The organism is Corynebacterium sp. LaCa54 (genome assembly GCF_046717495.1).
GTDB lineage: Bacteria > Actinomycetota > Actinomycetes > Mycobacteriales > Mycobacteriaceae > Corynebacterium > Corynebacterium kefirresidentii.
This window is the reverse complement of sequence record NZ_CP177115.1, coordinates 1,303,737-1,329,123: the sequence shown is the minus strand read 5'-3', so window position 1 is coordinate 1,329,123 and position 25,387 is coordinate 1,303,737. Positions and strand designations below refer to the sequence as shown.

Annotated in this window: 23 protein-coding genes and 1 pseudogene; 21 read left to right on the top strand and 3 right to left on the bottom strand. The window is 59.3% G+C overall.

What is annotated here, in order from left to right:
- Positions 1–64: 64 nt before the first annotated feature.
- The 3 genes and pseudogenes from ACLI1M_RS06495 to ACLI1M_RS06485 all read right to left on the bottom strand — a co-directional run bounded on the left by ACLI1M_RS06495 (position 65) and on the right by ACLI1M_RS06485 (position 2,669).
- A complete protein-coding gene (locus ACLI1M_RS06495) occupies positions 65–577 on the bottom strand; it encodes a YbjN domain-containing protein (protein WP_248098472.1) in 513 nt (170 codons plus the stop codon).
- Entirely contained in the window at positions 570–1,061 is a 492-nt protein-coding gene (locus ACLI1M_RS06490; RefSeq protein ID WP_023021470.1) for a YbjN domain-containing protein, read from the bottom strand. Before ACLI1M_RS06490 ends, ACLI1M_RS06495 begins: the two co-directional genes overlap by 8 nt.
- A gap of 265 nt (positions 1,062–1,326) precedes the next feature.
- Positions 1,327–2,669, bottom strand: a pseudogene (locus tag ACLI1M_RS06485) (TIGR01777 family oxidoreductase).
- A gap of 142 nt (positions 2,670–2,811) precedes the next feature.
- On the opposite strand from ACLI1M_RS06485, the gene pyrR reads away from it, so the two are divergent.
- The 21 genes from pyrR (at position 2,812) to ACLI1M_RS06380 (ending at position 25,385) form a co-directional block, all read left to right on the top strand.
- A complete protein-coding gene (gene pyrR, locus ACLI1M_RS06480) occupies positions 2,812–3,420 on the top strand; it encodes a bifunctional pyr operon transcriptional regulator/uracil phosphoribosyltransferase PyrR (protein WP_049360744.1) in 609 nt (202 codons plus the stop codon).
- 2 nt (positions 3,421–3,422) lie between these two features.
- Positions 3,423–4,379 (top strand): aspartate carbamoyltransferase catalytic subunit, encoded by a 957-nt coding sequence (locus tag ACLI1M_RS06475; protein ID WP_086587612.1) that lies wholly within the window; start codon positions 3,423–3,425, stop codon positions 4,377–4,379.
- Positions 4,380–4,413: 34 nt separating this feature from the next.
- Positions 4,414–5,751 (top strand): dihydroorotase, encoded by a 1,338-nt coding sequence (locus ACLI1M_RS06470; RefSeq protein ID WP_248098469.1) that lies wholly within the window; start codon positions 4,414–4,416, stop codon positions 5,749–5,751.
- Between the two features lie 23 nt (positions 5,752–5,774).
- Positions 5,775–6,956, top strand: a complete 1,182-nt coding sequence (gene carA, locus ACLI1M_RS06465) for a glutamine-hydrolyzing carbamoyl-phosphate synthase small subunit (protein WP_248098836.1) — start codon at positions 5,775–5,777, stop codon at positions 6,954–6,956.
- A gap of 25 nt (positions 6,957–6,981) precedes the next feature.
- Complete coding sequence (carB, locus tag ACLI1M_RS06460) at positions 6,982–10,323, top strand: carbamoyl-phosphate synthase large subunit (protein WP_411706474.1); 3,342 nt, start codon at positions 6,982–6,984, stop codon at positions 10,321–10,323.
- Positions 10,307–11,146, top strand: a complete 840-nt coding sequence (pyrF, locus tag ACLI1M_RS06455) for an orotidine-5'-phosphate decarboxylase (protein WP_023021477.1) — start codon at positions 10,307–10,309, stop codon at positions 11,144–11,146. The genes carB and pyrF overlap by 17 nt, the downstream gene beginning before the upstream one ends.
- Positions 11,147–11,405: 259 nt before the next feature.
- On the top strand, positions 11,406–11,726 hold the full coding sequence (gene mihF, locus ACLI1M_RS06450; protein WP_005328460.1) for an integration host factor, actinobacterial type: 321 nt from the start codon (positions 11,406–11,408) through the stop codon (positions 11,724–11,726).
- A gap of 8 nt (positions 11,727–11,734) precedes the next feature.
- Entirely contained in the window at positions 11,735–12,304 is a 570-nt protein-coding gene (gene gmk / locus ACLI1M_RS06445; RefSeq protein ID WP_023021478.1) for a guanylate kinase, read from the top strand.
- 40 nt (positions 12,305–12,344) lie between these two features.
- Complete coding sequence (gene rpoZ / locus ACLI1M_RS06440; protein WP_005324891.1) at positions 12,345–12,647, top strand: DNA-directed RNA polymerase subunit omega; 303 nt, start codon at positions 12,345–12,347, stop codon at positions 12,645–12,647.
- A gap of 130 nt (positions 12,648–12,777) precedes the next feature.
- Complete coding sequence (gene coaBC / locus ACLI1M_RS06435) at positions 12,778–14,025, top strand: bifunctional phosphopantothenoylcysteine decarboxylase/phosphopantothenate--cysteine ligase CoaBC (RefSeq protein ID WP_200287469.1); 1,248 nt, start codon at positions 12,778–12,780, stop codon at positions 14,023–14,025.
- A gap of 109 nt (positions 14,026–14,134) precedes the next feature.
- The gene (gene metK / locus ACLI1M_RS06430; protein ID WP_023021480.1) at positions 14,135–15,367 is read left to right on the top strand and encodes a methionine adenosyltransferase; all 1,233 of its coding nucleotides are present in this window, start codon (positions 14,135–14,137) and stop codon (positions 15,365–15,367) included.
- Positions 15,368–15,378: 11 nt separating this feature from the next.
- Positions 15,379–17,421 carry a primosomal protein N' gene (locus tag ACLI1M_RS06425; RefSeq protein WP_200287471.1) on the top strand — a complete coding sequence of 681 codons (2,043 nt, stop codon included), beginning with the start codon at positions 15,379–15,381 and terminating at the stop codon, positions 17,419–17,421.
- A 98-nt stretch (positions 17,422–17,519) separates the two neighbouring features.
- Complete coding sequence (def, locus tag ACLI1M_RS06420; protein WP_023021482.1) at positions 17,520–18,032, top strand: peptide deformylase; 513 nt, start codon at positions 17,520–17,522, stop codon at positions 18,030–18,032.
- Positions 18,033–18,108: 76 nt separating this feature from the next.
- Positions 18,109–19,059 (top strand): methionyl-tRNA formyltransferase, encoded by a 951-nt coding sequence (gene fmt, locus ACLI1M_RS06415; RefSeq protein ID WP_023021483.1) that lies wholly within the window; start codon positions 18,109–18,111, stop codon positions 19,057–19,059.
- Complete coding sequence (locus ACLI1M_RS06410) at positions 19,056–20,609, top strand: RsmB/NOP family class I SAM-dependent RNA methyltransferase (RefSeq protein WP_023021484.1); 1,554 nt, start codon at positions 19,056–19,058, stop codon at positions 20,607–20,609. The genes fmt and ACLI1M_RS06410 overlap by 4 nt, the downstream gene beginning before the upstream one ends.
- 19 nt (positions 20,610–20,628) lie before the next feature.
- Positions 20,629–21,297 carry a ribulose-phosphate 3-epimerase gene (gene rpe / locus ACLI1M_RS06405; protein WP_034655367.1) on the top strand — a complete coding sequence of 223 codons (669 nt, stop codon included), beginning with the start codon at positions 20,629–20,631 and terminating at the stop codon, positions 21,295–21,297.
- Positions 21,297–22,319: a bifunctional diaminohydroxyphosphoribosylaminopyrimidine deaminase/5-amino-6-(5-phosphoribosylamino)uracil reductase RibD gene (gene ribD / locus ACLI1M_RS06400; RefSeq protein WP_248098436.1), complete on the top strand. Its 1,023-nt coding sequence runs from the start codon at positions 21,297–21,299 to the stop codon at positions 22,317–22,319. The genes rpe and ribD overlap by 1 nt, the downstream gene beginning before the upstream one ends.
- 35 nt (positions 22,320–22,354) lie before the next feature.
- The gene (locus ACLI1M_RS06395) at positions 22,355–22,969 is read left to right on the top strand and encodes a riboflavin synthase (RefSeq protein WP_248098433.1); all 615 of its coding nucleotides are present in this window, start codon (positions 22,355–22,357) and stop codon (positions 22,967–22,969) included.
- 11 nt (positions 22,970–22,980) lie between these two features.
- Complete coding sequence (locus ACLI1M_RS06390; protein ID WP_023021488.1) at positions 22,981–24,243, top strand: bifunctional 3,4-dihydroxy-2-butanone-4-phosphate synthase/GTP cyclohydrolase II; 1,263 nt, start codon at positions 22,981–22,983, stop codon at positions 24,241–24,243.
- Between the two features lie 40 nt (positions 24,244–24,283).
- Complete coding sequence (gene ribH, locus ACLI1M_RS06385; protein WP_248098429.1) at positions 24,284–24,763, top strand: 6,7-dimethyl-8-ribityllumazine synthase; 480 nt, start codon at positions 24,284–24,286, stop codon at positions 24,761–24,763.
- Positions 24,764–24,836: 73 nt separating this feature from the next.
- A complete protein-coding gene (locus ACLI1M_RS06380) occupies positions 24,837–25,385 on the top strand; it encodes a PH domain-containing protein (protein WP_023021490.1) in 549 nt (182 codons plus the stop codon).
- Positions 25,386–25,387 lie beyond the last annotated feature (2 nt).

The window sequence follows — 25,387 nt, the reverse complement described above, 5'->3', positions numbered from 1 at the left end:
TTCTGCCCACCATTCCCACATGAGGAATGGCAGGTTAAGGGAGCTTGATTCTTGGTAGGCCTAGTTAACTCGTGGCATCTCCAGCACCCGAGTTATTGCCTTCCGCGCCGGCCTTGCCAGCAGTTTCGGAGCCAAGCTTGGCCATTTCCTCCGCTGCAGAGACCATGGCGTCCTGCCCGCGGATTACGCCGTCTACTGCAGATTTTAAGGCCGCCTGCAGCTGCTCGTCATTCATACCAGCGGCAGCGGGGATATCGCGCTCGGTGCGCACGACGAGCATGTCATCGTGCTCTGAGATAACCGCGCGCGCTCCGAAAGCTACCGAGTTGATCTGGTTTGCAGCCAGAAATAGGCCAGCGTCGGCCTTGGAATAGGCGGCGTCGGTAGGCACGTCGCAACGAACGATAACGACGGAGTCTAGTACCGCGAACATGGTGGGCAGGCCATTGAGGTTAGCGGTGGCTGCGTCGATATCAGCGTCCATTGTGGTCAGCTCAATATCGAAGGTACGCATTGTCTCGATAACGCGGTCCAGGCTGATTTCTGGCAGGTTATTTTCCGTAGATGCATTAGTCATGGTTGTGCTCCTCCCAGGTGACGAGCTGTGGGTAATGTTCCTCGACGAAGGCGAAGGACTGCAGCATAGAGTCCAGGGTGGACATCACAAAGGAACCAATCTGGTTCCGGGATAGGCCGTGTGCCACATTAATTTCGCGTACACCGGAGACCGCGAGGTTGTTTTCTGCGGACTCGAAAAAGCGCAGGGTCGGTGCAAAGTGCTGCTGGTTCCACTGGTTGAGAACCATCAGCAGGCTCGGTCCTTCAGAAGAAGGGACGTTGCCGCGCCACACAGAATCGGCGACGAGGACGTCATCGCGAACCTGCATAGCAATGGCAACATTGGAAAAGCCGGTACGCAGGATACGTACGGTCTCGTCCTCGCCTACAGGCTGCTCTTCTAGGCGGTACTCGAGGTTTTCGGACTCAAAAATCTCACCAATACGCTCGAGAGTAACGGGCTCTACCGGCGTATCGGGATACAGGGTTGGTTCTTCAGACACTTAAACAGTCTCAATCCATGTACTAATCGGGGTTAAGGTCAACCCTTCCCAGCCTACCTAACTACGCCCGTGCTTTCCGGCAGGAGAAGAACACCGCAGGTCTTGCTCGGAAGTTATATCAGGGTGGTGCAGTACGTGCGTGTTGCCGCAACGAACTGCGAAGGTGAATCACTGCCCACAACCTTTGGCTGACCGACAAATTGCGTCGCGTTCCGGTGGCGCTGCGCCAAAAGTGTCTGGGGCGTCCACGGGGAGTGGCCCGCAACTAGCAGAGGCTTTCGCCACCCAGCTCATGCGCCAAGGCGGCGTCGATAGTGGAGTAGCGGAAGCTATGACCGAGCTCGGTGAGCACGGAGGGTGCTACGCGCTGTTCCGCCAAGGCTAACTCCTGGGCGCCCTCGCGCCCGAGCAAGAGCGCAGGACCAAAGGAGGGCACGGGCACAATAGCCGGCCGGTGGAGCTCTTTGCCCAATGCAGCAACGAACTCCTTATTTAGGACCGGGTTGGGGGAGGCCGCATTGACCGGGCCGGAAAGCGAATCATCCACGATGGCGCGGAAATAGGCATCCGTAAGGTCATCGATAGCAACCCAGCTAAACCAGAATTTGCCATCGCCAAAGGGGCCACCCAGTCCGGTGGAGAAGAGGGCTCGCAGCAGCGGCAGTAGGCCGGAGCCGCCTGACATGGCAATGCCGGTGCGGATATTGACTACGCGGGTGCCCGCTGCGCGGGCGGGTTCGCAGGCGTCCTCCCACTGGCGCACGACATCGGCTAAGAATCCCTCTCCCGGTTCGGAGTCCTCAGTTAAGACTTCCTCGCCCCGGTTTGCGCCATAAAAGCCGATAGCAGAGGCGCACACCATGGCCTTTACGGATGGCGATTCGCCGGCGATGCGAGCCAAGCTCCGGGTAGGGCCCACGCGGGAATCCCGAATGGCAGCCTTGTGTTCCTCATTAAAACGGCCGAAGATGGGCTCGCCCGCAAGGTGGACGACGACGTCCACGCCATCTAGCAAGTGCGGATCGGGGAGGTTGGTATTCCAGTGGCGCTGGCCACTGCCCGCCTTACCACGCACGAGCTGGATCACTGTATGGCCGGCGGTACGTAGCTGCGCAGTAAGCGCCGTGCCCACACTGCCGCGCGAACCTGTCATCGCAATGGTCAATGGTCGGGTATTAAGTCCTGCATCGCGCAGCCGCTTGAAGAGGCAAAGTCTTCAATCAGCTGATGCTGACGATAAGCAAAGACTGATTTCAATGCGGCGGAAGGAACGCGCGTGTCCACCTCATCCGTCACCCGGGTACCGGCTGGGTCCTCGGCGAAGGTGTGGGTGTGGCGCCACTGAGTCAGCTGGCGCAGTGGGGAATTGACGCATTCATCACTAAAGGAATAGCCCTCCTGGTAGCGAGACAACACATGCTGCGCCCTGCACTGCAGGCCGCCAGGCAAGCGCAGAATCGAAGTGCCATCACCCAGGCTCTGTGCTTGCTGTACTGGGGTCATAAAGGCGAACGCGGGATTGAGCCGGGTGAGAGCTCCTGGGCGGGTATGCCAGGCCCAGACATCTGTGCGGGGAGCAGGGACTACGTGCTGTGCGGAAAAACTCACCGTCGAAGTACCTTTCTGGGTTGCCTCACCCGAATGGCGGGTGGAGTGCTAAAGTATCTTGTGTCTAACACCATAGACACTTTTGAGACCATCTATCGGCATCCTTTAAAGACCGCACCGTGAGGCGGGGAAGGAGGTCACGATGAGTGAAACTAACGCTACCGCGAAACAATTGGAGCTTTTAAGCTCCGATGATGTCTCGCGTACCGTTGCACGCATCGCGCACCAGATCATTGAGAAAACGGCGCTCGATTCCGCGGAGGCTCCGCGGGTCATTCTGCTTGGCATTCCCTCTGGTGGCGTGCCGCTAGCACAGCGTCTTGCACTTAAGATCGCAGAATTTTCCGGGGTAGAAGTCCCATGGGGCTCCCTCGATATCACCCTCTACCGCGATGATTTGCTCAATAAGCCGCATCGCGCATTGCAACCCACCACCATTCCTACCGGCGGTATCGATAACGCGATTGTCATCCTGGTTGATGATGTTTTGTATTCCGGCCGCACGATTCGCGCCGCCCTTGATGCGCTAAGCGACGTTGGCCGGCCCGATATTATCCAGCTCGCAGTTCTGGTAGACCGCGGCCACCGCGAAGTTCCCATCCGCGCAGATTATGTGGGCAAAAACCTGCCTACCGCGCGAGAAGAAGACGTCACCGTATATAACAATGAGATTGACGGTCGAGACGCAGTCGTGCTGACCCGAGCCGCCGTCAACCTCGATGCCGCAGGCACTGAGAAGGGGGAGGCATAACCATGAAGCACCTCATCGATATGGCGGAGCTCGATAAGTCTGAAATTATCGGCCTGATGGATGAAGCGGATCGCTTCCGCGAGGCTCTCGAGGGGCGCGAAGTTAAAAAGCTTCCTACCTTGCGCGGGCGTACTATCTATACGCTTTTTTATGAAAACTCCACTCGCACCCGTTCCTCCTTTGAAACGGCCGGCAAGTGGATGTCTGCAGATGTGATTAACCTTTCTGCCTCTACTTCTTCAGTGAAAAAGGGTGAGTCTCTCAAAGACACTGGCCTTACCTTGGCCGCTATTGGTGCAGACGCCATTATTATGCGCCACCCTTCTTCTGGCGCCCCGCAGCAGCTGGCTCAGTGGGTAGCCCCTGAGGGCAAGGGCCCATCCGTTATTAACGCGGGCGACGGCGCCCACCAGCACCCAACGCAGGCGCTGCTGGATGCGGTAACCATGCGGCAACGTCTCGGCTTGCAGGGCGAGCAAGGCTTTGCCGGTCTCAAAGTGAAAATTGTGGGCGATTGCCTGCACTCGCGCGTGGTGCGCTCCAACGTGGATTTGCTCAATACCCTGGGTGCAGAGGTAACCCTCGTAGGGCCAGCTACGCTCATGCCCTTCGGGGTAGAGAATTGGCCGGTGCGCGTGTCCTATGACTTTGATGCAGAGATTGCCGAGGCCGATGTGGTCATGATGCTGCGCGTGCAGCAAGAGCGCATGAATGGCGGCTTCTTCCCATCCCACCGCGAGTACGCCAACCTCTTTGGCTTGTCCAAGGACCGCGCGGCGGCCATGCATAAGGACGCCATTGTCATGCACCCTGGCCCTATGCTGCGCGGCATGGAGATCAACTATGGCGTGGCTGATCTGGATAAAACCGCCGTCTTGCAGCAGGTACACAACGGCGTGCACGCCCGCATGGCGGTGCTGTTTACCCTGCTGACCAATGGCGAGAACGCCGGCATTTAATATCGCGACCCGCAATCAACCTTAGGGAGAGAAAATGACTACTTACCCAGAAACCGGTCGCCTTTCCGCGCCGGCGGACACCCCGCTCCTCATCCAGAATGTGCGCTTGTATGGCGAAGGCGAGCCCACCAATGTGCTGGTTAAAGATGGCGTTGTTTCAGCCATTGGCGGTGACGTTGCGGCACAAGACGCTAAGGTCATCAACGGCGAGGGCAACGTCCTGCTACCGGGGCTCGTAGATATGCACGTGCACCTGCGCGAGCCCGGCCGTGAGGACACCGAAACCATCGAGACCGGCTCCAAGGCTGCCGCTAAGGGTGGTTTCACCGCCGTGTTTACTATGGCCAATACCAACCCGGTGACCGATCAGCCGATCATCGCGGAATCCGTGTGGGCTAAATCCCAGGCCCTAGCGCTGTGCGACGTCCACCCAGTGGGCTCTATTACCAAGGGCCTGGAGGGCAAGACCCTTACCGAGTTCGGCATGATGGCCCGCTCGGATGCCAAGGTCCGCATGTTCTCCGATGATGGCAAGTGCGTCCAGGACCCGCAGCTGATGCGTCGCGCCTTGGAGTACGCCAAGGGTATGGATGTACTGCTGGCTCAACACGCCGAGGATGACCGCATGACCGGCGGTGCTTCCGCCCATGAAGGCGAGACCGCGGCCAGGCTCGGCCTGCGCGGCTGGCCGCGCGTGGCGGAGGAGTCCATCGTGGCCCGCGACGCCCTCTTGGCGCGCGACTATGGCAATCGCGTACACATTTGTCACGCATCCACTCAGGGAACCGTGGAGCTGCTCAAGTGGGCCAAGGAGCAGGACATCCCGCTGACCGCGGAGGTCACCCCGCATCACCTGTTGATGACTGACGATAAGCTGCGCACCTACGATGGCCTCTTCCGCGTTAACCCGCCGTTGCGCGAGAAGCGCGATACCGAAGCCCTGCGCCAGGCGCTGCTCGACGGCACCATCGACTGCGTGGCCACTGACCATGCCCCGCACGGCTCCGAAGACAAGTGCGTGGAGTTTGAAAATGCCCGCCCAGGCATGCTGGGCCTGGAATCTTCCCTGGCCGTTATCGCCAAAATCTTCGTTGAGACCGGACTGGCCAATTGGCGCTTTGTCGCCCGCGTCATGTCCGAGCGCCCGGCGGAAATCACCCGCCTGCCGGGTCACGGCCGCCCCATCGCAGAAGGCGAGCCCGCGAACTTGACCATTGTGGACCCAGCCCACCACTGGGTGTCTGATTCCTCCAAGCTGGCATCCAAATCCGAAAACAACCCGTATGCAGGTGAAGAGTTCGGCGCCCGCGTTACCCACACCATATTGCGAGGAGCCGTCACTTTTGACTTGGCAGCCTCCGAAGAAGACTAACCTTGCACACTGAGACCACCTATATGGCAGAGAAAGGCCACGACGTGACTGATAGAACCCCAGCAATCCTCGTTCTCGCGGACGGGCGCACCTTCCGCGGTTATGGCTTTGGTGCCACCGGCACCACCTTGGGTGAGGCCGTATTTACCACGGCGATGACCGGCTACCAGGAAACCATGACGGACCCGTCCTACCACCGCCAGATTGTGGTTTCCGCAGCACCGCATATTGGCAATACCGGGTGGAATGACGAGGATAATGAGTCCCACGGCAACCGTATTTGGGTTGCTGGCCTCGTTATCCGCGACCTCGCCCAGCGCGTTTCCAACTGGCGCGCAGAGCGCAACTTGAGCGAGGAGATGGAAAAGCAAGGCGTCATCGGTATTCGCGGCATCGATACCCGCACCTTGGTACGCCACCTGCGCAACTACGGCTCTATCGCCGCCGGACTCTTTTCCGGCGAGGATGCGCAGTGTCCAGTAGAGGAGCTGCTAAAGGAAGTAAAAGCCCAGGACTCCATGGAGGGCGCTGACCTCGCCGCGGAGGTATCTACTAACGAGCCCTACACGGTTGAGGCCGTGGGGGAGAAGAAGTACACCGTCGTTGCCTTCGATATGGGTGTGAAGACCGCGACCCCGCGCCACTTCTCGCAGCGCGGGATTGAGACCATCGTTGTTCCTGCAAATACCTCCTTTGACAAGGTGAAGTCCTATAACCCGGATGGCGTCTTCGTCTCCAATGGCCCTGGCGACCCGGCTACGGCCGATGAGATGGTAGGCATCATCAAGCAGGTGCTTGAGGCAAAGATTCCGTTCTTCGGCATCTGCTTTGGCAACCAGCTCCTCGGGCGCGCGCTGGGCCTGGATACCTACAAGATGAAGTTCGGCCACCGTGGCATCAACGTGCCGGTGCGCAATAACTTAACCGGCAAGATCGACATCACCTCGCAGAATCACGGCTTCGCGCTCAAGGCGCCGGAGGGCTATGACCTAGAGAGTAAAGATGCCGAGTTTGACACCGACTTCGGTCCCGCGCAGGTCACCCACATCTGCCTCAATGACGACACGGTGGAGGGCGTTGCTTTGAAGAATGGCATGGCCTATTCCGTGCAGTATCACCCCGAGTCCGCAGCTGGACCGCACGATGCCAATCCACTTTTTGATCAGTTCGAAGAACTGATGGCTAACCACACCCCGAATAAGTAAACAACCAGGAAAAGGAAGAAAAACTATGCCAAAGCGCAACGACATCAACCACGTCCTGGTCATCGGCTCCGGACCGATCGTCATCGGCCAGGCTTGCGAGTTCGACTACTCCGGCACTCAGGCCTGCCGCGTGCTCAAGGAAGAAGGCCTTCGGGTAACCCTGGTCAACTCCAACCCGGCCACCATCATGACCGACCCTGAGTTCGCGGACCACACCTACGTCGAGCCCATTGAGCCGGACTACATCGAGAAGATTTTGGTCAAGGAGCGCGAAGAGGGACACCCTATTGACGCTGTGCTCGCCACCTTGGGTGGCCAGACCGCGCTGAATGCGGCAGTCCAGCTGGACCGCAAGGGGATTTTGGACAAGTACGGCATTGAGCTCATCGGCGCCGATATTGACGCCATTGAGCGCGGTGAAGACCGCCAGAAATTCAAGGATATTGTCGCCTCCATTGGCGGCGAGTCCGCTCGCTCCGCGGTGTGCCACAACATGGATGAGGTACACGAGACCGTCGACAAGCTCGGCCTGCCCGTAGTGGTCCGCCCCTCCTTTACCATGGGTGGCTTGGGCTCTGGTCTGGCCTTCAATAATGAGGACCTAGACCGCATTGCTGGCGGCGGCCTGGCCGCGTCCCCTGAGGCCAACGTGCTTATTGAGGAGTCTATTCTCGGCTGGAAGGAATATGAGCTCGAGCTTATGCGCGATGGCGACGACAACGTCGTGGTCGTGGCCTCCATCGAAAACGTTGACGCCCTCGGCGTGCACACCGGCGATTCCGTTACGGTTGCCCCAGCGCTGACCCTGACCGACCGTGAGTTCCAGAAGATGCGCGACCTCGGTATCGCGATTATCCGCGAGGTCGGAGTCGATACCGGTGGCTGCAATATCCAGTTCGCCGTCAACCCGGAAGACGGTCGCATCATCGTCATCGAGATGAACCCGCGCGTGTCCCGTTCCTCCGCGCTGGCGTCCAAGGCCACCGGCTTCCCCATTGCTAAGCTGGCTGCCAAGCTCGCCATTGGTTATACCTTGGACGAGGTGCAAAACGATATCACCGGCGAAACCAAGGCCGCATTCGAGCCGACCTTGGACTACGTCATTGTCAAGGCCCCGCGCTTTGCCTTTGAGAAGTTCCCGGGCGCAGACGATACCCTGACGACCACCATGAAGTCTGTGGGCGAGGCCATGGGCATCGGCCGCAACTACATCGCGGGCCTCAATAAGGTCATGCGTTCTTTGGAAAACAAGCCCAATGGCTTCTGGACCAAGCCGGATGAGTACTTCGCCGGCGAGCGCGCTGGTGACCTCAAGGCGGTACTCAAGGATCTAGAGCGCCCGACCGAGGGCCGCATGTACGACATTGAATTGGCCCTGCGCCTCGGTGCGTCGGTGGACGAGGTCCATGAGGCTTCTGGCGTTGACCCGTGGTTCATCGCTGAGCTGGCCACGTTGGTCGCCTTCCGCCAGGAGCTTATCGATGCCCCAGTGCTCACCGAGGAGCTGCTGCGCGAGGCCAAGGTCTTTGGGCTTTCCGACGGCCAGATTGCCGCCCTCCGCCCCGAATTCAACGGTGAAGATGGCGTGCGCAGCCTGCGCTGGCGCATGGGTATCCGCCCTGTCTACAAGACCGTTGACACCTGTGCCGGCGAGTTCGAGGCACAGACCCCATACCACTACAGCTCCTATGAGCTTGATCCGGAAGCCGAGACCGAGGTTCGCCCCGCACCGGAGGGCTCCAAGGGCAAGGTCATTATTCTGGGCTCCGGACCGAACCGCATCGGTCAAGGTATCGAATTTGACTACTCCTGCGTGCACGCAGCTCTCGAGCTCTCGGAGCAGGGCTATGAGACCGTCATGGTCAACTGCAACCCAGAGACCGTGTCCACTGACTATGACACCGCGGACCGCCTCTACTTTGAGCCGTTGACCTTCGAGGACGTTATGGAGGTCTACCACGCGGAGGCCGCTTCCGGTGATGTTGCCGGCGTCATTGTTCAGCTCGGCGGCCAGACTCCACTGGGCCTTGCAGCCCGGTTGGAGGAGGCAGGAGTACCAGTTGTTGGCACCAGCCCAGCAGCTATTGACTCCGCTGAGGACCGCGGCGAGTTTGGCAAGGTCCTCGACGAAGCCGAATTGGCAGCACCAGAGTATGGCACCGCCACCTCCTTTGCTGAGGCGCGCGAGGTTGCCTCCTCTATCGGCTACCCAGTATTGGTCCGCCCGTCCTATGTCCTGGGCGGCCGTGGTATGGAGATCGTCTACGACGAAAAGGCGCTGGAAGACTATATCGAGCGTGCTACCGAGCTTTCCCCGGACCACCCGGTCCTGGTGGACCGTTTCCTAGATTCCGCGATCGAGATCGACGTCGACGCACTCTGCGACGGCAACGAGGTCTACTTGGGCGGTGTGATGGAGCAAATCGAGGAAGCCGGCATCCACTCGGGTGACTCTTCCTGTGCACTGCCGCCTATGACACTGGGACCAGAGGATATCGAAAAGGTCCGCACCTCCACCCGACTTCTAGCGGAGGGTATTGGCGTCAACGGCCTGATGAACGTTCAGTTCGCCCTGAAGGACGACATCCTCTACGTCATCGAGGCCAACCCACGTGCTTCCCGTACCGTGCCATTTGTCTCCAAGGCGACCGGCGTTCCACTAGCTAAGGCAGCTTCTCGCGTCATGATGGGCTCTACCATCGCGGAGCTGCGCGCCGAAGGCATGATTCCTTCTGAATATGACGGTGGTTCCTTGCCGCTGGAGCACCCGATCGCAGTCAAAGAAGCGGTCTTGCCGTTTAACCGCTTCCGCCGGACCGATGGCAGCCTGCTCGATACGCTGCTGTCGCCGGAAATGAAGTCCACCGGTGAGGTTATGGGCTTGGCTACCAACTTCGGTGCGGCCTACGCCAAAGGCGAAATCGCTGCCTTCGCCGTGCCGCCTACGGAGGGCACTATCTTCGTATCCGTCGCCAACCGGGACAAGCGCACCTTGATTTTCCCGATCCAGCGCTTGGCGAACATGGGTTACAACATCGTCGCTACCGCCGGTACGGCGCAGATGCTGCGCCGCAATGGCATCGAATGTGAGGTTGCCGCCAAGGTCTCTGAGGCTAAGGAAGGCGAAGAGTCCATCGTGGATAAGATCTTCAACGGTGAAATCGACTGGATTCTCAACACCCCTGCGGGCTCTGCAGGCGCGCGCCACGACGGTTACGATATCCGCGCTGCCGCGGTCCACATGGAAATCCCGCTGGTAACCACCGTGCAGGGCGTAACCGCAGCCGTCCAAGGTATCGAAGCGATGCGCATTGGCAACCTGCAGGTACGCGCGCTTCAGGAGCTTGAGCATGGCCCACAAAACTAAGGGATTTGGTGAGCTGCTTGAGGCAGCGGGCCAGGCGCGTGGTCGCCTCTGTGTGGGTATAGACCCGCATCCGTATCTGCTGGAAAAGTGGGGACTGGAGCCCACCGCTGATGGTCTTCGGACCTTCAGCATGCGCTGCGTAGAAGCCTTCAGCGATACCGCTGCCTTGGTAAAGCCGCAGGTTGCCTTCTTCGAGCGCTTCGGTTCCCAGGGGTTTGCGGTCCTCGAGGACGTCTTGGCGTCCCTACGCGAGGTGGGATGCCTGACCGTGGCCGATGCCAAGCGTGGCGATATTGGCTCGACCATGGCCGGCTACGCAGATGCTTGGCTAGGTGATAGCTCACCCCTGCGCGCAGATTCGGTGACCGTGTCTCCCTATCTAGGCGTTGGTGCGTTAGGCCCGGTGTTTAGCAAGGCCGAAGAAACCGGACGCGGCGTATTCGTCTTGGCGGCTACCTCCAACCCGGAGGCACGTGCCATCCAAGCCGTCCCAGTAGGCGAGGAGAGCACCATCGCACAAGGAGTGGTCGATGAATGTGCCGCGCTCAATGTAGCTGCGCACAAGGCCGACAAGCCGGGAGACATCGGGGTAGTCGTTGGGGCTACTTTGGACAATCCGCCTCGCCTGGATGCGCTCAATGGCCCGGTTCTTCTGCCAGGCGTTGGCGCCCAAGGTGCTGGCCCAGAGCAGGTGCACAGCATTGTCTCTGCTCGGCCATCGCTGGGATTCGCGAACGTGTCCCGAGCAGTATTGGAACAAGGACCTGCTCTCGCTGACCTGCGCAAAGCGGTGAATCGCGTGGCTCAGGAGTTCCGGGACTAAAAGGGGCGGCGTGGCAGATTACTGGCCGCGCTGCTTACCTGGTACTTTGTTTTAGGTATGTGCGGTGACGTGCTAAAATAGGCGTGCTTTTGGACCCGCTAATCGTCACCGTTCAATGAGCAGTGCTAGGATTACCAGAAGTCGGTTTGCCCGAAAGTTATTGATAACTTTCCGCGGTGTATAAACTGCGTTAGGCAACCGTAATCTGGTACCAAGTACTAGACGTAACAGAATCAATCTAATGAATCGGAGGAAACCCGTGGCCCTTCCAAAGTTGACTGATGAGCAGCGCAAGGAAGCTCTCGCAAAGGCCGCTGAGGCCCGTAAGGCTCGCGCTGAGCTCAAGGCTGCGCTCAAGCGCGGCGAGACCGACCTGAAGGACGTGCTCGAAAAGGCTGAGACCGATGAGATCATCGGCAAGACCAAGGTTTCTGCACTCCTCGAGGCTCTGCCGAAGGTTGGCAAGGTCAAGGCTAAGGAAATCATGGAGGACCTGGAGATCGCTCAGACCCGTCGTCTGCGCGGCTTGGGTGAGCGTCAGCGTCGTGCTCTCCTCGAGCGTTTCGGTTACGGCGAATAGTTACAACCATGGCTGACGCAACTGCACGCGGTCGCCTCGTCGTTCTGGCGGGGCCATCCGCAGTGGGAAAATCCACCGTGGTTTCGCGTCTGCGCAGTGACGTCGAGGGGCTGTACTTTAGCGTGTCGATGACTACGCGCCAGCCCCGTCCCGGGGAGCAGGATGGTGTCGACTACTTCTTCGTCACCCCAGAAGCCTTCCAGCAGCGAATCGACGCCGGGGAAATGCTCGAATGGGCTGATATTCACGGTGGATTGCAGCGCTCTGGAACCCCTGCTCAGCCGGTAGAGGAAGCTTTGGCCGCAGGACGCCCAGTGCTCGTTGAGGTTGATCTTGCGGGCGCTAGGAGTGTTAAGAAAGCACTGCCGGAGGCAGACTTGGTCTTTTTGGCACCCCCATCATGGGACGTGCTTGTGGAGCGGCTCACCGGCCGCGGTACCGAGCCGCAAGACGTCATTGACCGTAGGTTGCAAACTGCGCATGAGGAACTAGCCGCACAGGATGAGTTCGACCACGTCGTTGTTAACGAGGATTTGGACCAGGCAGTGGCTGCCATCAGTGATATCCTGCAGGCATAGACCTCCTTTTTGACCATCTTCAATCAATGTAAAGGTGCATGTGACTAACGTGACCACCCCTTCTAACACTGAAGCCGCAAAGGCGGAGCCAGTATTTGATGATCCGATCGGCATTACTGATCCCCCGATCGATGAGCTTTTGGACAAGGTTTCCTCTAAGTACGCTTTGGTCATCTTCGCTGCTAAGCGCGCCCGCCAGATCAATAGCTACTACCAAGAGCAGGATGAAGGTGTCTTCGAATTCGTAGGCCCACTGGTTACTCCAGAGCCAGGCGAAAAGCCTTTGTCCATCGCATTGCGCGAAATTGACGCTGGCTTGCTGGACCACGAGGAAGGCAAGTAGCTAGCGCACAAGCGTGCAATAGCTTGTAGGCTCCACGCGTCGCCACGGACGTGTATCCCCGGCTAGGGGTGCACCTTCCCGGGGCGGCGAGTGGGGCCTTTCTTTGTGCCGCCAGGTACCATCGTGCGGTGTGATTGAAAAAGATAGCTCTCGCAATATTGTTGTAGGCGTTGCTGGCGGCATCGCCGCCTACAAAGCGTGCCACCTTGTGCGCAATCTCAAGGAGGCGGGCGATGATGTGCGCGTTGTCCCTACGGAAAGCGCACTAAACTTTGTTGGCGCTGCAACGTTTGAAGCCCTGTCCGGCCACCCGGTTTCCACCAGCGTTTTTGAGGCTGTGGATGAGGTGCAGCACGTTAACATCGGGCAGCGGGCGGATGCTGTGGTAATTGCGCCCGCAACTGCGGATCTAATCGCGCGACTGGCCGCCGGTCGGGCTGATGATCTACTTACGGCGACCGTGTTGGTGGCGACGTGCCCGGTCATCATTGCTCCGGCCATGCATACAGAGATGTGGCACAATCCCGCCACGCAAGACAACGTCGCTACTTTGCGGCGGCGCGGTATTACGGTTATTGAGCCCGCCCATGGCCGTTTGACCGGCAAGGACTCAGGTCCTGGTCGCCTTCCGGAGCCGGAGCAGATTGCTGAGGTAGTGCGCACCGAATTGGCTGGTTACCGGGTTGAACATACCTGGCAAGACAAAAGGGTAGTCATATCAGCGGGAGGCACCCAGGAAGAACTGGACCCAGTGCGGTACTTGGGTAATCGATCTTCTGGTAGGCAGGGATTCGCGCTCGCGGAATGGGCCGCCCAGAAGGGGGCTCAGGTCACCCTTGTGGCTGGGAATACTGCGCAGCTGCCTGTCCCCAGCGGTACGAAGGTGCGCCACATTGTTTCCACCCGGGAACTGGAGGAAGCGATGCACGAAGAGGCCCGTGATGCGGACGTGATCATTATGGCTGCCGCAGTTTCTGATTTCCGCCCCGCGGAGGCAGCTGAGTCAAAGATGAAGAAGGGGCAAGCAGACGACGCACTCTCGGCCCTACATTTGGTAGAAAACCCGGATGTCCTCAAAGGGCTTGTGGCCGCACGAGAGCGCTCGGAGATTCCGGCGGAGTGTGTGATTGTGGGGTTTGCCGCCGAAACGGGTGACGCCCACAAGTCTGCCTTGGAATATGCCCAAGAAAAGTTTGTTCGCAAAGGCTGCGATGTGCTTATGGCCAATGAGGTCGGTAGGGCCAAGACCTTTGGCCAAAAGTCGAATGAGGGATGGATTTTGCGGCCAGATTCCGCGCCGCAACGGGTGGAACATGGCTCGAAACAAGTAGTCGCCGCACAGATTTTGGCGGCTGTGAATGAAATGTTTCGGGTGTAGACAGCTAAAATTGCATTTATAGACCGCTTGGTCTAGGATTGCGAGGTATTAGGCTTGGGCGTAGAAAACCCACAGCATCGAATCAACAGTGAGAACGAAGGAAGTTTTTGTGACTGATAACGCTGCAGTGGCAACTCGTCTTTTTACCAGCGAGTCCGTTACGGAAGGCCATCCCGATAAGATTTGTGACGCCATCTCGGACGCCATCCTCGATGCCCTGCTGGAAAAGGATCCCGTATCCCGCGTCGCCGTTGAGACGTTGGTTACCACCGGTCAGGTTCACGTGGTGGGAGAGGTACGCACCGAGGCATATGTAGAAATCCCGGCGCTCGTGCGCGATACCCTAAAGTCCATTGGCTTTACCTCCTCTGAGGTGGGATTTGATGGCAATACCTGCGGTGTCAATATTGCCATCGGTGAGCAGTCCCAGGAGATCGGCGCCGGCGTAGATAACTCCACCGAAGCCCGCGCCCATGACGAGGACTATGACGAGGAAAATGACACCGCTGGTGCAGGTGATCAGGGCTTGATGTTCGGCTATGCCTCCAATGAGACCGCCGAGTATATGCCCCTGCCTATCGCCTTGGCACACCGGCTTTCTCGCCGCCTGACGCAGGTGCGCAAGGAGGGCATCGTGGATCACCTGCGTCCGGATGGCAAGACCCAGGTGACCTTCGCCTATACCGATGACAATGAGCCTTCCCACCTAGATACCGTGGTGATTTCTACTCAGCACGATACTGAGGTTGATAGCGCTTGGCTGGAGGGCCCATTGCGCAGCGAGGTCCTTGAATGGGTCATTAAGGACGCGGGCTTGGAGAAGTACTACACCGAAGACACGACGTTGTTGGTCAACCCTTCAGGGTCTTTCATTCTCGGTGGACCCATGGGTGATGCCGGTCTTACCGGCCGGAAGATCATCGTCGATACCTACGGTGGTATGGCTCGTCACGGCGGTGGCGCCTTCTCCGGTAAGGACCCCAGCAAGGTAGACCGCTCCGCTGCTTATGCAATGCGCTGGGTGGCTAAGAATATCGTCGCCGCTGGTTTGGCGGATCGCGCCGAAGTTCAGGTTGCCTACGCAATTGGTCGTGCTAAGCCGGTGGGCTTGTACGTGGAGACGTTCGGCACTGCTAAGGAAGGCCTGAGCGATGCGAATATTCAGGCTGCGGTAAATCAGGTATTCGACCTGCGTCCAGCCGCGATTATCCGCGAACTCGACCTGCTACGGCCCATTTATGCCCAGACTGCGGCTTATGGTCACTTTGGCCGTACCGATGTTGAGCTGCCATGGGAACAGTTGAACCGAGTAGAAGCACTGCGCGCGGCCGCCGGTCTGTAGAATCGGGGCTTATGCCTAAGAAAACACCCGCCACCCGGAAACCGGTTGTGCGGGTGTTGCCTCTTTTAGGGGTCGCGCACCTTGACCGGGGTTTTGATTACCTTGTAGAAGAGGCAGATTCGGAGGACGTTCAGCCGGGCATTAAGGTCCGCATCCGCTTTAATGGACGCTTGGTTGATGCGATAGTGCTAGAGCGGCTGCATGATTCTGAATTTGGCGGTAACCTGCGCTTTATCGAGCGCATCATCTCACCGTTCCAGGTGTATCCGCCGCAGCTTGCCCGGCTTATCGACGCCCTAGCGGACCGCTATGGCGGAGTGCGCTCAGATATTATCCGCTCTGCTATTCCACCTAGGCACGCCAAGGCGGAGGAATCCGATTTGGAAACCCCGTGGGAGGAGCTCGGTACCACGAGCGAGCCTGACCTTTCGGGGTGGTCTGCTTATGAGCATGGTGAGGCTTTCGTTGATTCAATCCTGTCTGGCAAGCTCGCCCGTGCCGCATGGCAAATCGCCCCGGGCGATGATTGGGCGCATGCCTTAGCTGCGCTCGCGGCCAAGGTGGCGTTAGACGGAGGCGGGGTGCTCTTAGTTGCCCCGGACCAGAAGAGCGTTGATGCGGTAGAAGCCGCCCTTCGCCAGGTATTAGGGGCGAAGCAGATTACAGTGCTGACTAATAGTATGGGCCCGCAGGCCCGCTACCGCCGCTACCTATCAGCCCTGGTAGGCCAGGCGCGCGTCGTAATTGGTACTAGGTCCGCCGCCTTCGCCCCAGTAAAACATCTACAGCTGGCGGTTATCCTCGATGATGGCAACGATAATTTGGTAGATAACCTCAAACCTTATGTCCATGCCAGGGAAGTGCTAACCACCCGTTCTGCTTTTGAAGGTTGCAGCATGGTCTTGGCAAACCATTCGCGGACTGCGGAAACGCAGCTCCTCGTGGAGTCAGGCTGGGCGCACGATGTGGTCGCCAAAGAACAAACGATCGGGGCGCGTTGCCCAGCCATTGAGGCGGTAGGCCCATTCGGTCTATCGATTGCTCGCGATTTAGAAGGCGGCACCACTTCAGTTCAGGCACAGGCCTTCCAAGCCGCCCATCAGGCGCTGGATAGGGGAGAGCCGGTATTGGTGCAAGTACCGCGCAAGGGATACGCACCAATTTTGGCCTGCGGCCGATGCCGCGCGCCGGCGCGCTGCCGGCACTGCAACGGGCCATTGGGGCTGCCGCCGACGGGGGCGTCGCCAAGCAAGGGCGGCGCGGAGGAGACAGGAATGCCCACCTGCCGCTGGTGCGGTCGCATCGAGGCGCGCCATCGCTGCAGTGAATGCGGATCCCCGCGCCTGCGCGCCATCGTTTTAGGCTCAGAGCGCACCGCGGAGGAATTGGGCCGTGCCTTTCCTAATACCCGGGTAGTGGTCTCTGGCGGAAATAAGATCCTCGAGGCAGTGGATAATGCGCCGGCCCTTGTCATCGCCACCCCTGGCGCCGAACCGAATGTACGAGATGGCGCCTACGGTGCGGCGCTGCTCTTGGACGCTGGTGCATTGCTCAACCGCCAAGATCTGCGTGCTACTGAAGACACGTTATCGAAGTGGGCGCAGGCGGCCACGCTAGTGCAGCCGCATTTCAAGGGCGGCCGGGTAATTGTGGCTGCCGATGAGTCTCTTAGCGTGGTTCAGCATTTCTTGCGCTGGGATATGGTTGGCGCGGCCGCAGCCGAGCTTGCTGCCCGACGAGAAGTAAGATTCCCACCTGCGGTGCACTTTGCCGCCATTGATGGTGCGGATGCGTCCCTGGATGGCTTTGCTGAGCTTGTGGATCTTCCTGAGCATGCGGAGGTTTTGGGCCCAGTTCCTCTTCCCCCGGGCCATAGCCTGCCCGGCGACTACGATAGCCAGCGCTTTGGTCCCGCGCAGCGGCTGGTGATCCGCACCCCACTGGGGCCTCGTTCCCAATTAGGGCGCGCCTTGCGCAGTGCAAACGCGGCGCGTAGCGCGCGCAAGGATGACTTGCCACTGCGTATCGTGGTTGATCCTATCCACGTGGGTTAGCCGTATCGGGTGGCTAGGGCTTATGCGCTAGTCTCGACGGGGAAACCCTCCATTGTCAGGCCGGCTTTATTTCGGCGCATCAGAAAGGTGTGATTGCCATGTCTCTTCGCGGAATCCGTATCTACGGCGACCCTGTCCTGGGCAGTCGCGCAGAAGAAGTAAGCACGTTCGATCGCGGACTGCGCATTTTGGCCAACGGTATGCTCGAGACCATGGACGAAGCTGGGGGAGTAGGGCTGGCGGCCAATCAAGTGGGCATACTCAAACGGATTTTTGTCTATGACTGCTCGCATACCCAATCTGGCTTGCGTGGCGCGATTGTTAATCCCGTCTGGACGCCGTTGGGCGCGCAGCAGCAAATAGGCCCGGAAGGATGTCTTTCTATTCCCGGCATTAGCGCGCAAACCACCCGCTTCAACCGCGTCTTTGTCAGCGGTCAGGATATAGAGGGCCGCCCCTTATCCATGGTGGCTGCGGGGCTGATGGCTCGGTGCATCCAGCATGAAACAGACCATCTCGATGGAGTGCTTTTCCTGCAGCGCCTCGATGCCGTGGACCGAAAAGACGTTATGCGCGCCATCCGTGAATCCGAGTGGTTTAACGCCTCATAGCCCGCTTACTGTGGCGGCAGCGCTACGGCGTTGTAGCCTAGTAGTTTGAACGAGATTAATAGGAGAGTTTCCCCGCATGCGGATTATTTTTGCCGGTACCCCTGAGCCCGCTGTTGTGGCCTTGGAAAAGCTAATTGCCTCCTCGCATGAGGTGGTGGCGGTAATTACCCGCCCAGATGCTAGGAAGGGCCGCGGCCGTAGCCTTCACCCCAGCCCGGTGAAAGCAGTAGCCCAAGAACATGGCATCGAAGTGCTAACTCCTAGCAGCTTGCGTCCAGACACGGAGGACGGGCAGGCCCTGCGTGCCCGCCTGCGGGAGCTCGAACCCGAGGCAATTCCGGTGGTGGCTTATGGCAATCTGGTCACCAAGGACCTGCTGGAGCTGCCGCAGCATGGTTGGGTGAACCTGCATTTTTCCCTGCTCCCGGCATGGCGTGGCGCGGCACCGGTACAAGCTGCCATAGCTGCCGGTGATGAGATTACCGGCGCATCTACGTTCCGCATTGAAGAAGGCCTAGATACCGGTCCGGTGCTGGGCACCGTGACGGAGGAAATCCGCACCACCGATACTGCCGATGACCTGCTCACTCGCCTTGCCTATTCCGGCGGCGATCTGCTCGTCGCCACCATGGATGGCCTAGCGGCGGGTCAGTTGGAGGCACAACCGCAGCAGGGCGAGGCCACCTATGCCCCGAAAATCTCTACCGCACAAGCTCGCGTGGAGTGGTCCCAGCCTGCCTTTGCCATCGACCGGCATATTCGTGCGCACACCCCAGGTCCTGGCGCATGGACCATGTGGGACGAGGCCCGGGTAAAAGTGGGACCAGTAAGCCCCGTGGAGGCAGCAGCCGCGGTACCGGAGCACTTAGAGCCTGGGCAGCTCTACATTGCAAAGAACGCCGTTTTTGTTGGTACCGCAACGCAGCCGGTCCAGCTGGGTAAAATCCAGCCACCAGGCAAGAAAATGATGAATGCGGCCGACTGGGCCCGCGGACTAGGCAAGGATGCCGAGGTGAAGTTCCAATGAGTGGTGGTTTCCGTTCCCGTAGTAAATCTGGTGATAAGTCGCCGGAAGGCAAGCCGCAGGACCCCCGGAAATCCGGTGGAGCGAAAGGCCGTGGTGGCCGCCCGCACCAGCAGCAACATGGTGGACGTAACGGCCACCGCAGAGGTCGACAGGCTCATGCTTCTGGTCAGCGTTCCGGCAAGCGCCAGGAAGGCAGTCTGATTCAGGCTGCACTGACCGCTGGTGTGGACGCGCCGCGTGCGGTGGCTTTCGACGTCGTGCGTCGGGTGAGCGATGACGATGCCTTTGCCAACCTCATCTTGCCCACAGCACTGCGTAAGCAAAAGCTCACCGGGCGAGACGCCGCCTTTGCCACCGAGATCACCTACGGCACCCTCCGCACCCTCGGCGTAGTAGATGCCGTCATCGCAGAATGCTCCTCGCGCAGCCTCGAAGCCATTTCTCCAGCTGTGGTTGATGCCTTGCGCTTGGGCGCGTATCAGGTTCTCTATACCCGCGTGGAGGCCCATGCGGCGGTTGATACCACCGTGCGCTTGGTGGAAGCCAGCGGTGAGGTCAAGGCCAAGGGTTTTGCCAATGGCATTATGCGCACCATTACCCGCACGTCGGCCAAGGCGTGGCTGGACAAGCTTGCCCCGGAGGGAGAAATCGCCGGCATTGCCTTCAAACATGCCCATCCCACCTGGATCGCGGAATCGTTTAGTCGTGTGCTGGGGCTGGGCGAGCTAGAGGCCGCCCTGGCTGCGGACTCCGATAGGCCTGCGGTGCATCTGGTGGCCCGTCCCGGGGAAATCTCGGCCGAAGAATTAGCACTTGTGACCGGCAATGAGGAAGGGCGCTTTTCCCCCTACGCCGTGTATATGGAGTCCGGCGATCCCGGCCAATTGGAGCCGGTACGTCAGGGTTTGGCTGCAGTCCAAGATGAAGGCTCGCAGCTTATCGCCCGCGCGGTATGTGAAGCGCCGGTGGAGGGCGAAGACACTGGTCGGTGGCTGGATCTCTGCGCCGGTCCCGGCGGTAAAGCGGCCTTAATGGGTGCGCTTGCCCGCATCGACTCCGCGCACGTGGACGCGGTGGAGGTATCCCCGCACCGTGCGGCTCTGATTGAAAAAACGGTAAGTGATTTACCTGTGGACGTTCATGTGGCAGATGGACGCAATCCGGGCGTGGGTCAGGGGTTTGACCGAGTGCTTGTCGATGCCCCGTGTTCCGGACTCGGCGCACTCCGTCGCCGCCCCGAGGCGCGGTGGCGCAAGTCTGAGTCCGACATTGCCGAGCTTACTCAGCTGCAATTTGAGCTTTTATCCTCGGCCTTAAACCTGGTGCGCCCAGGCGGTGTGGTCATTTATTCCACGTGTTCGCCAGACTTGCGCGAGACTCGTGGCATCGTCGACCGCGCCGTACGCGAGCTCGGTGCCACAGAGCTAGACGCACATGGGCTCATTCCTGATATGGGCGATGTGGGGCACGAAAAATCCGTGCAAATGTGGCCACATCGGCACGGTACCGATGCTATGTTCTTTGCGGCTCTGCGCCGCGCTGCTGACTAATCGCGATAGACTAGTGGGCATGTCCGCACCGATTATTTCCCCTTCCATCTTGGCCGCTGATTTTTCTCGCTTGGGCGAGGAATTAGCGGCGATTGAAACCGCAGACTGGGTCCATGTGGACATTATGGACGGGCACTTCGTGCCCAACCTGTCCTTCGGCCCGGATATCACGGCAACGGTCCATCGGCTTACCAATAAACCATTGGATGTCCACCTCATGATCGAGGAACCCGAGCAATGGGTGGAGACCTATGCCAAGGCGGGTGCGCATACCATTATCTTCCACGTGGAGGCTGTCGCCGATGAGCAGGCGGCGGTGGATGTGGCGCAGAGCATTCGAGAACTAGGGGTGCGTGCTGCCTTTTCCATTAAGCCGGGTACGGCTATCGAACCGTGGCTGGATAAATTGCATCACTTTGATGAGGTGCTCGTGATGTCCGTGGAGCCTGGTTTTGGCGGGCAGAAATTCATGCCAGAGATGCTGGAAAAGGTCCGGGTGCTGCGCCAAAGCATTGATGAGCAGGGGCTCGACACCGTCATCGAGATTGATGGCGGAATTTCGCCAGACACCATCGCCCAAGCCGCCGCGGCTGGGTGCGATGCTTTTGTAGCTGGCTCGGCCGTATTCAAGGCAGAAGATCCCGCCGGGATCGTACATCAGCTGCGTGAATTGGCGGCTGGTGCCTAGTGGGCGCGGAGCTAGAGGAGAGTACCCTTTCCGCAGCGCTGTCTCGGGCAATGGCCGCGGGAGCTGAGGTGCGTGGAACCACGAGCCCCAACCCGCCAGTGGGCGCGGTCATCGTGTCCACTGCCGGTGACATCGTGGGCGTCGGTGCTACGCAGCCCGTGGGAGGCGCGCATGCCGAGGTCATGGCGTTGCGCGAGGCTGGCGATAGGGCGCGAGGAGCCACCGCCGTGGTCACCTTGGAGCCGTGTGCGCATACCGGTCGCACGGGTCCGTGCGCACAGGCGTTTATCGATGCCGGCGTGGCTCGCGTGTACTACCTTCATGCAGACCCCACTCCGCAGGCCGCCGGTGGAGCGCGCGTGTTGGCGGAGGCTGGGGTGGACGTCGCCAAGCTGGAAAAGCCCCCGCACGCCGATGATGCGCTCGTGCCTTGGCTCTTTGCCATGAAAGCACGCAGGCCGCACGTAACCTTAAAGTTCGCCCAGACGCTGGATGGCTTTACTGCCGCAGCGGATGGGTCAAGCCAGTGGATTACGGGCGAAGCGGCGCGCGATTGGGTGCATGCAGATAGGGCTCACCGCGACGCCATCATCGTCGGCACCGGCACTGCGCTTGCTGATAACCCGTCACTTACCGCGCGGTTTAGCGACGGCAGTTTGCGGGAACACCAGCCGCGCCGCGTGATTATTGGCAAGCGAGATTTGGAATCGGCAGGCGATGCGGCAAGCAACCTACGCGAGTTGGGATATGAGCACTACGACAGCATCGAGGAAGCGTTATACGAGCTCTACGCCAGCGGGGCACGCGACGTCCTTGTAGAAGGTGGCGCTGGGCTCGCCAGTAGCTTCCTCAAGGCCGACTTGGTCGATGCCATCTCTGCCTATATTGCTCCGCTGCTGCTGGGGGAAGGCCGTGGTGTGCTCGCCCATCCCGTGACCCAGACTCTGGCAGGGGCCACCCGATTCCAGCGCGTGGGAATGAAGGCGCTGGGTGATGACGTTCTAATTGAATATGTGCGCTAGGCGCTCGGATTAGCAGATAACGAGAAAGGCTGGATGTGTTTACTGGGCTAGTACAAGAGTTGGGCACCGTAGCCGGTATGGAACCGCACGCGGACGCCTTGCGCTTGAGCATTCGCGCCCCGCGCACCGTCGCGGAGGCGGCACTGGGGGATTCCATTGCTATCGATGGCGTATGCCTCACCGTGGCGGATTTATCTGGAGATATATTTTGCGCAGATGTGATGCAGGAGTCCCTTGACCGGACAGCTTTGGGCCGCCTAGCTGAGGGCGATTCGGTCAATGTGGAACCGGCATTGCTGCCTACCACCCGGCTAGGCGGTCACATCATGCAAGGACACGTGGATGGCACCGCGACGCTGCAGAGCCGGACTACCTCCGAGAACTGGGATATCCTCCGGTTTAGCTTGCCCGCCGAGCTTGCCCGGTACGTCGTAGAAAAAGGCTCAATTGCCGTTAGCGGCACCTCGCTGACTGTTAGCGCCGTGGGGCCGGACTGGTTCGAAGTATCCCTTATCCCCACCACTTTGCGGGACACTATTCACGGTGCATTGCCAGTTGGAGGAGAAGTCAACCTCGAGGTGGATGTGCTGGCCAAGTACGTAGAAAAGATGCTTCACCCCGAAGCGCTAACCCCCGAGGGCAAGGACTAGACTGCTACCTTATGAGCGCGAGTGATAATTGTATCCGTCTTGATTCCATTGAGCAGGCCATAGCGGATATCGCCGCTGGTAAGCCGGTAGTTGTTATCGATGACGAGGATCGCGAAAATGAAGGCGACCTGATTTTCGCCGCTGAGCTAGCCACCCCGGAACTGGTGGCCTTTATGGTGCGCTACTCTTCTGGATATATCTGCGCACCATTGTTGCCAGAAGATTGTAACCGCCTGAATCTACCGCCGATGTTGGCGGTCAACGAGGATGTGCGCGGCACCGCTTATACGGTGACGGTGGACGCAGCTACGGGTAGTACCGGTATTTCTGCGACCTCGCGGGCAGCAACTATTCGCCGGCTAGCAAACCCTGATACCACGCCGGGCGAATTCACCCGCCCGGGTCACGTGGTGCCGTTGTGCGCGCGCCCTGGTGGTGTTCTAGAGCGTGATGGCCATACGGAGGCTTCCATTGACCTTGCCCGATTGGCGGGCCTGCGCCCAGCCGGTGTGCTGTGTGAGATCGTTTCTGAGGATGACCCCACGGACATGGCACGGTCGCCAGAGCTGCGCCGCTTCGCAGATAAGCACGGCCTGTCCATGATCTCTATTGCACAGCTCATCGAGTGGCGCCGCCATAATGAGAACCAGGTCATTCGCCAGGTAAGCACCCAGCTTCCCACCGAGTATGGTCATTTCACCGCCATTGGCTATCGCCATGAAATAGATGGACAGGAGCATGTCGCGTTGGTGGCAGGCGATCCCGCCGAACTGCGCGGCGCGCGTGAGGTCATGGTGCGAGTCCATTCGGAATGCCTGACCGGTGATGCCTTCGGCTCGCGGCGCTGCGATTGCGGTCCGCAACTACATGAGTCCATGCGCCGTATCAGTCAGGAAGGCAACGGCGTGGTTATCTACTTGCGCGGTCAGGAAGGCCGTGGCATTGGTCTGTTGCATAAGTTGGAGGCATACCGGCTGCAGGATTCTGGCATGGACACCGTCGATGCCAACCTAGAACAGGGCCTGCCCGAAGACGCACGCGAGTATTCCGTAGCCGGCCAGATCCTGCGTGATCTTGGCATAGAGTCCGCGAACCTGCTGACTAATAACCCACATAAGGGCGAAGGCCTGAGCGGTTTTGGTGTGGATGCAGGTCATCACACCCCGCTAGCAACCCCGGCGCATGCGGATAATATTGAATATCTGCGTACGAAGCGCGACCGCATGGGCCACGATCTTCCGCAGGTTGCCCAGTGGGATGAGGCGCATAAGTAGATCTTTAGTAGCTCTGTGGAGATCACGCGAAAGGAAAGAAATGAGTAAAGAAGGCCTACCCGAAATTGCTCAGGTAGATGGCAGTGGACTGCGCGTTGCCGTGGTGACTGCGACATGGAACGCGGAGATCTGCGATCAGCTCCACGCCCAAGCGGTAGAGACCGCTACGGAAAATGGCGCCGAGGTTGCCGAGTACCGCGTAGTTGGCGCCTTGGAACTTGGCGTTGTTGTCCAGGCGGCCGCCCGCGCATACGATGCGGTGGTGGCATTGGGCTGTGTTATCCGTGGGGGAACACCGCATTTTGACTACGTCTGTGACTCGGTTACCCAGGCGCTTACCCGCATCGCGCTCGATGAATCCACCCCGGTAGCGAACGGCGTCCTTACCGTCAATGATCAGCAACAGGCCATTGATCGCGCCGGCTTTGCAGACTCGGCAGAAAACAAGGGCGCCGAGGCAATGATGGCGGCTTTAGATACCGCCCTGCAGTTGCGTAGACTAAACGCAGCAGAAAAGTAACCTTTAGCAATGCGTCAGCGCCCCACGCTAGACCACCTCGGTGGACTATGGGGCGTTCCAGAGGAGTATGCACATGAACGAGGCGCAGGCCCCAAAGAATCCGCAGCGAAGCCGGCAGCTTAGCGACGCCGAAGTATTGGCCTATACCAGTGCCGATCCCTTTGCCCAAACAACGTCTAAGCCGTGGGAGTTTAAGGCGACCTCGCCCTTTTTGCGTAAGGTGGCAATCGGCTGGGTGATCCTCGTTATGGCTATCCATATCTTCATGGGAATCACCTTGGATGTGTCTTTTACCGGCGCGCATGTCACCACCATTGATAAATTCGCCTTTCCCGGCGTGGGCCTCCTTATTTCCATTTTGTCGTGGGTTGCCCTTAACCGGCCACGGCTGCGCGCCAATGAGGATGGGGTAGAGGTCCGCAATATTGTGGGGACCCGCTTTTATCCCTGGCAGGTAGTCTATGGGCTGTCCTTCCCCGTGGGCCAACGTATGGCGCGCCTTGAGCTGCCCGAGTTCGAGTTCGTTCCCGTCTGGGCTTTGCAGTCTGGTGATAAAGACACCGTCATCGACAACGTCCGCCGCTTCCGCGACGTGGAAGCTAAGTACATGCCACAGGATTAACA

Bases quoted from the DNA above. Each gene is read 5' to 3' on its own strand.
- ACLI1M_RS06495 (WP_248098472.1), bottom strand. From the start codon at position 577: ATGACTAATGCATCTACGGAAAATAACCTGCCAGAAATCAGCCTGGAC.
- pyrR (WP_049360744.1), top strand. From the start codon at position 2,812: ATGAGTGAAACTAACGCTACCGCGAAACAATTGGAGCTTTTAAGCTCC.
- ACLI1M_RS06475 (WP_086587612.1), top strand. From the start codon at position 3,423: ATGAAGCACCTCATCGATATGGCGGAGCTCGATAAGTCTGAAATTATC.
- ACLI1M_RS06470 (WP_248098469.1), top strand. From the start codon at position 4,414: ATGACTACTTACCCAGAAACCGGTCGCCTTTCCGCGCCGGCGGACACC.
- carA (WP_248098836.1), top strand. From the start codon at position 5,775: ATGGCAGAGAAAGGCCACGACGTGACTGATAGAACCCCAGCAATCCTC.
- carB (WP_411706474.1), top strand. From the start codon at position 6,982: ATGCCAAAGCGCAACGACATCAACCACGTCCTGGTCATCGGCTCCGGA.
- pyrF (WP_023021477.1), top strand. From the start codon at position 10,307: ATGGCCCACAAAACTAAGGGATTTGGTGAGCTGCTTGAGGCAGCGGGC.
- gmk (WP_023021478.1), top strand. From the start codon at position 11,735: ATGGCTGACGCAACTGCACGCGGTCGCCTCGTCGTTCTGGCGGGGCCA.
- ACLI1M_RS06425 (WP_200287471.1), top strand. From the start codon at position 15,379: ATGCCTAAGAAAACACCCGCCACCCGGAAACCGGTTGTGCGGGTGTTG.
- def (WP_023021482.1), top strand. From the start codon at position 17,520: ATGTCTCTTCGCGGAATCCGTATCTACGGCGACCCTGTCCTGGGCAGT.
- fmt (WP_023021483.1), top strand. From the start codon at position 18,109: ATGCGGATTATTTTTGCCGGTACCCCTGAGCCCGCTGTTGTGGCCTTG.
- ACLI1M_RS06410 (WP_023021484.1), top strand. From the start codon at position 19,056: ATGAGTGGTGGTTTCCGTTCCCGTAGTAAATCTGGTGATAAGTCGCCG.
- rpe (WP_034655367.1), top strand. From the start codon at position 20,629: ATGTCCGCACCGATTATTTCCCCTTCCATCTTGGCCGCTGATTTTTCT.
- ACLI1M_RS06390 (WP_023021488.1), top strand. From the start codon at position 22,981: ATGAGCGCGAGTGATAATTGTATCCGTCTTGATTCCATTGAGCAGGCC.
- ribH (WP_248098429.1), top strand. From the start codon at position 24,284: ATGAGTAAAGAAGGCCTACCCGAAATTGCTCAGGTAGATGGCAGTGGA.
- ACLI1M_RS06380 (WP_023021490.1), top strand. From the start codon at position 24,837: ATGAACGAGGCGCAGGCCCCAAAGAATCCGCAGCGAAGCCGGCAGCTT.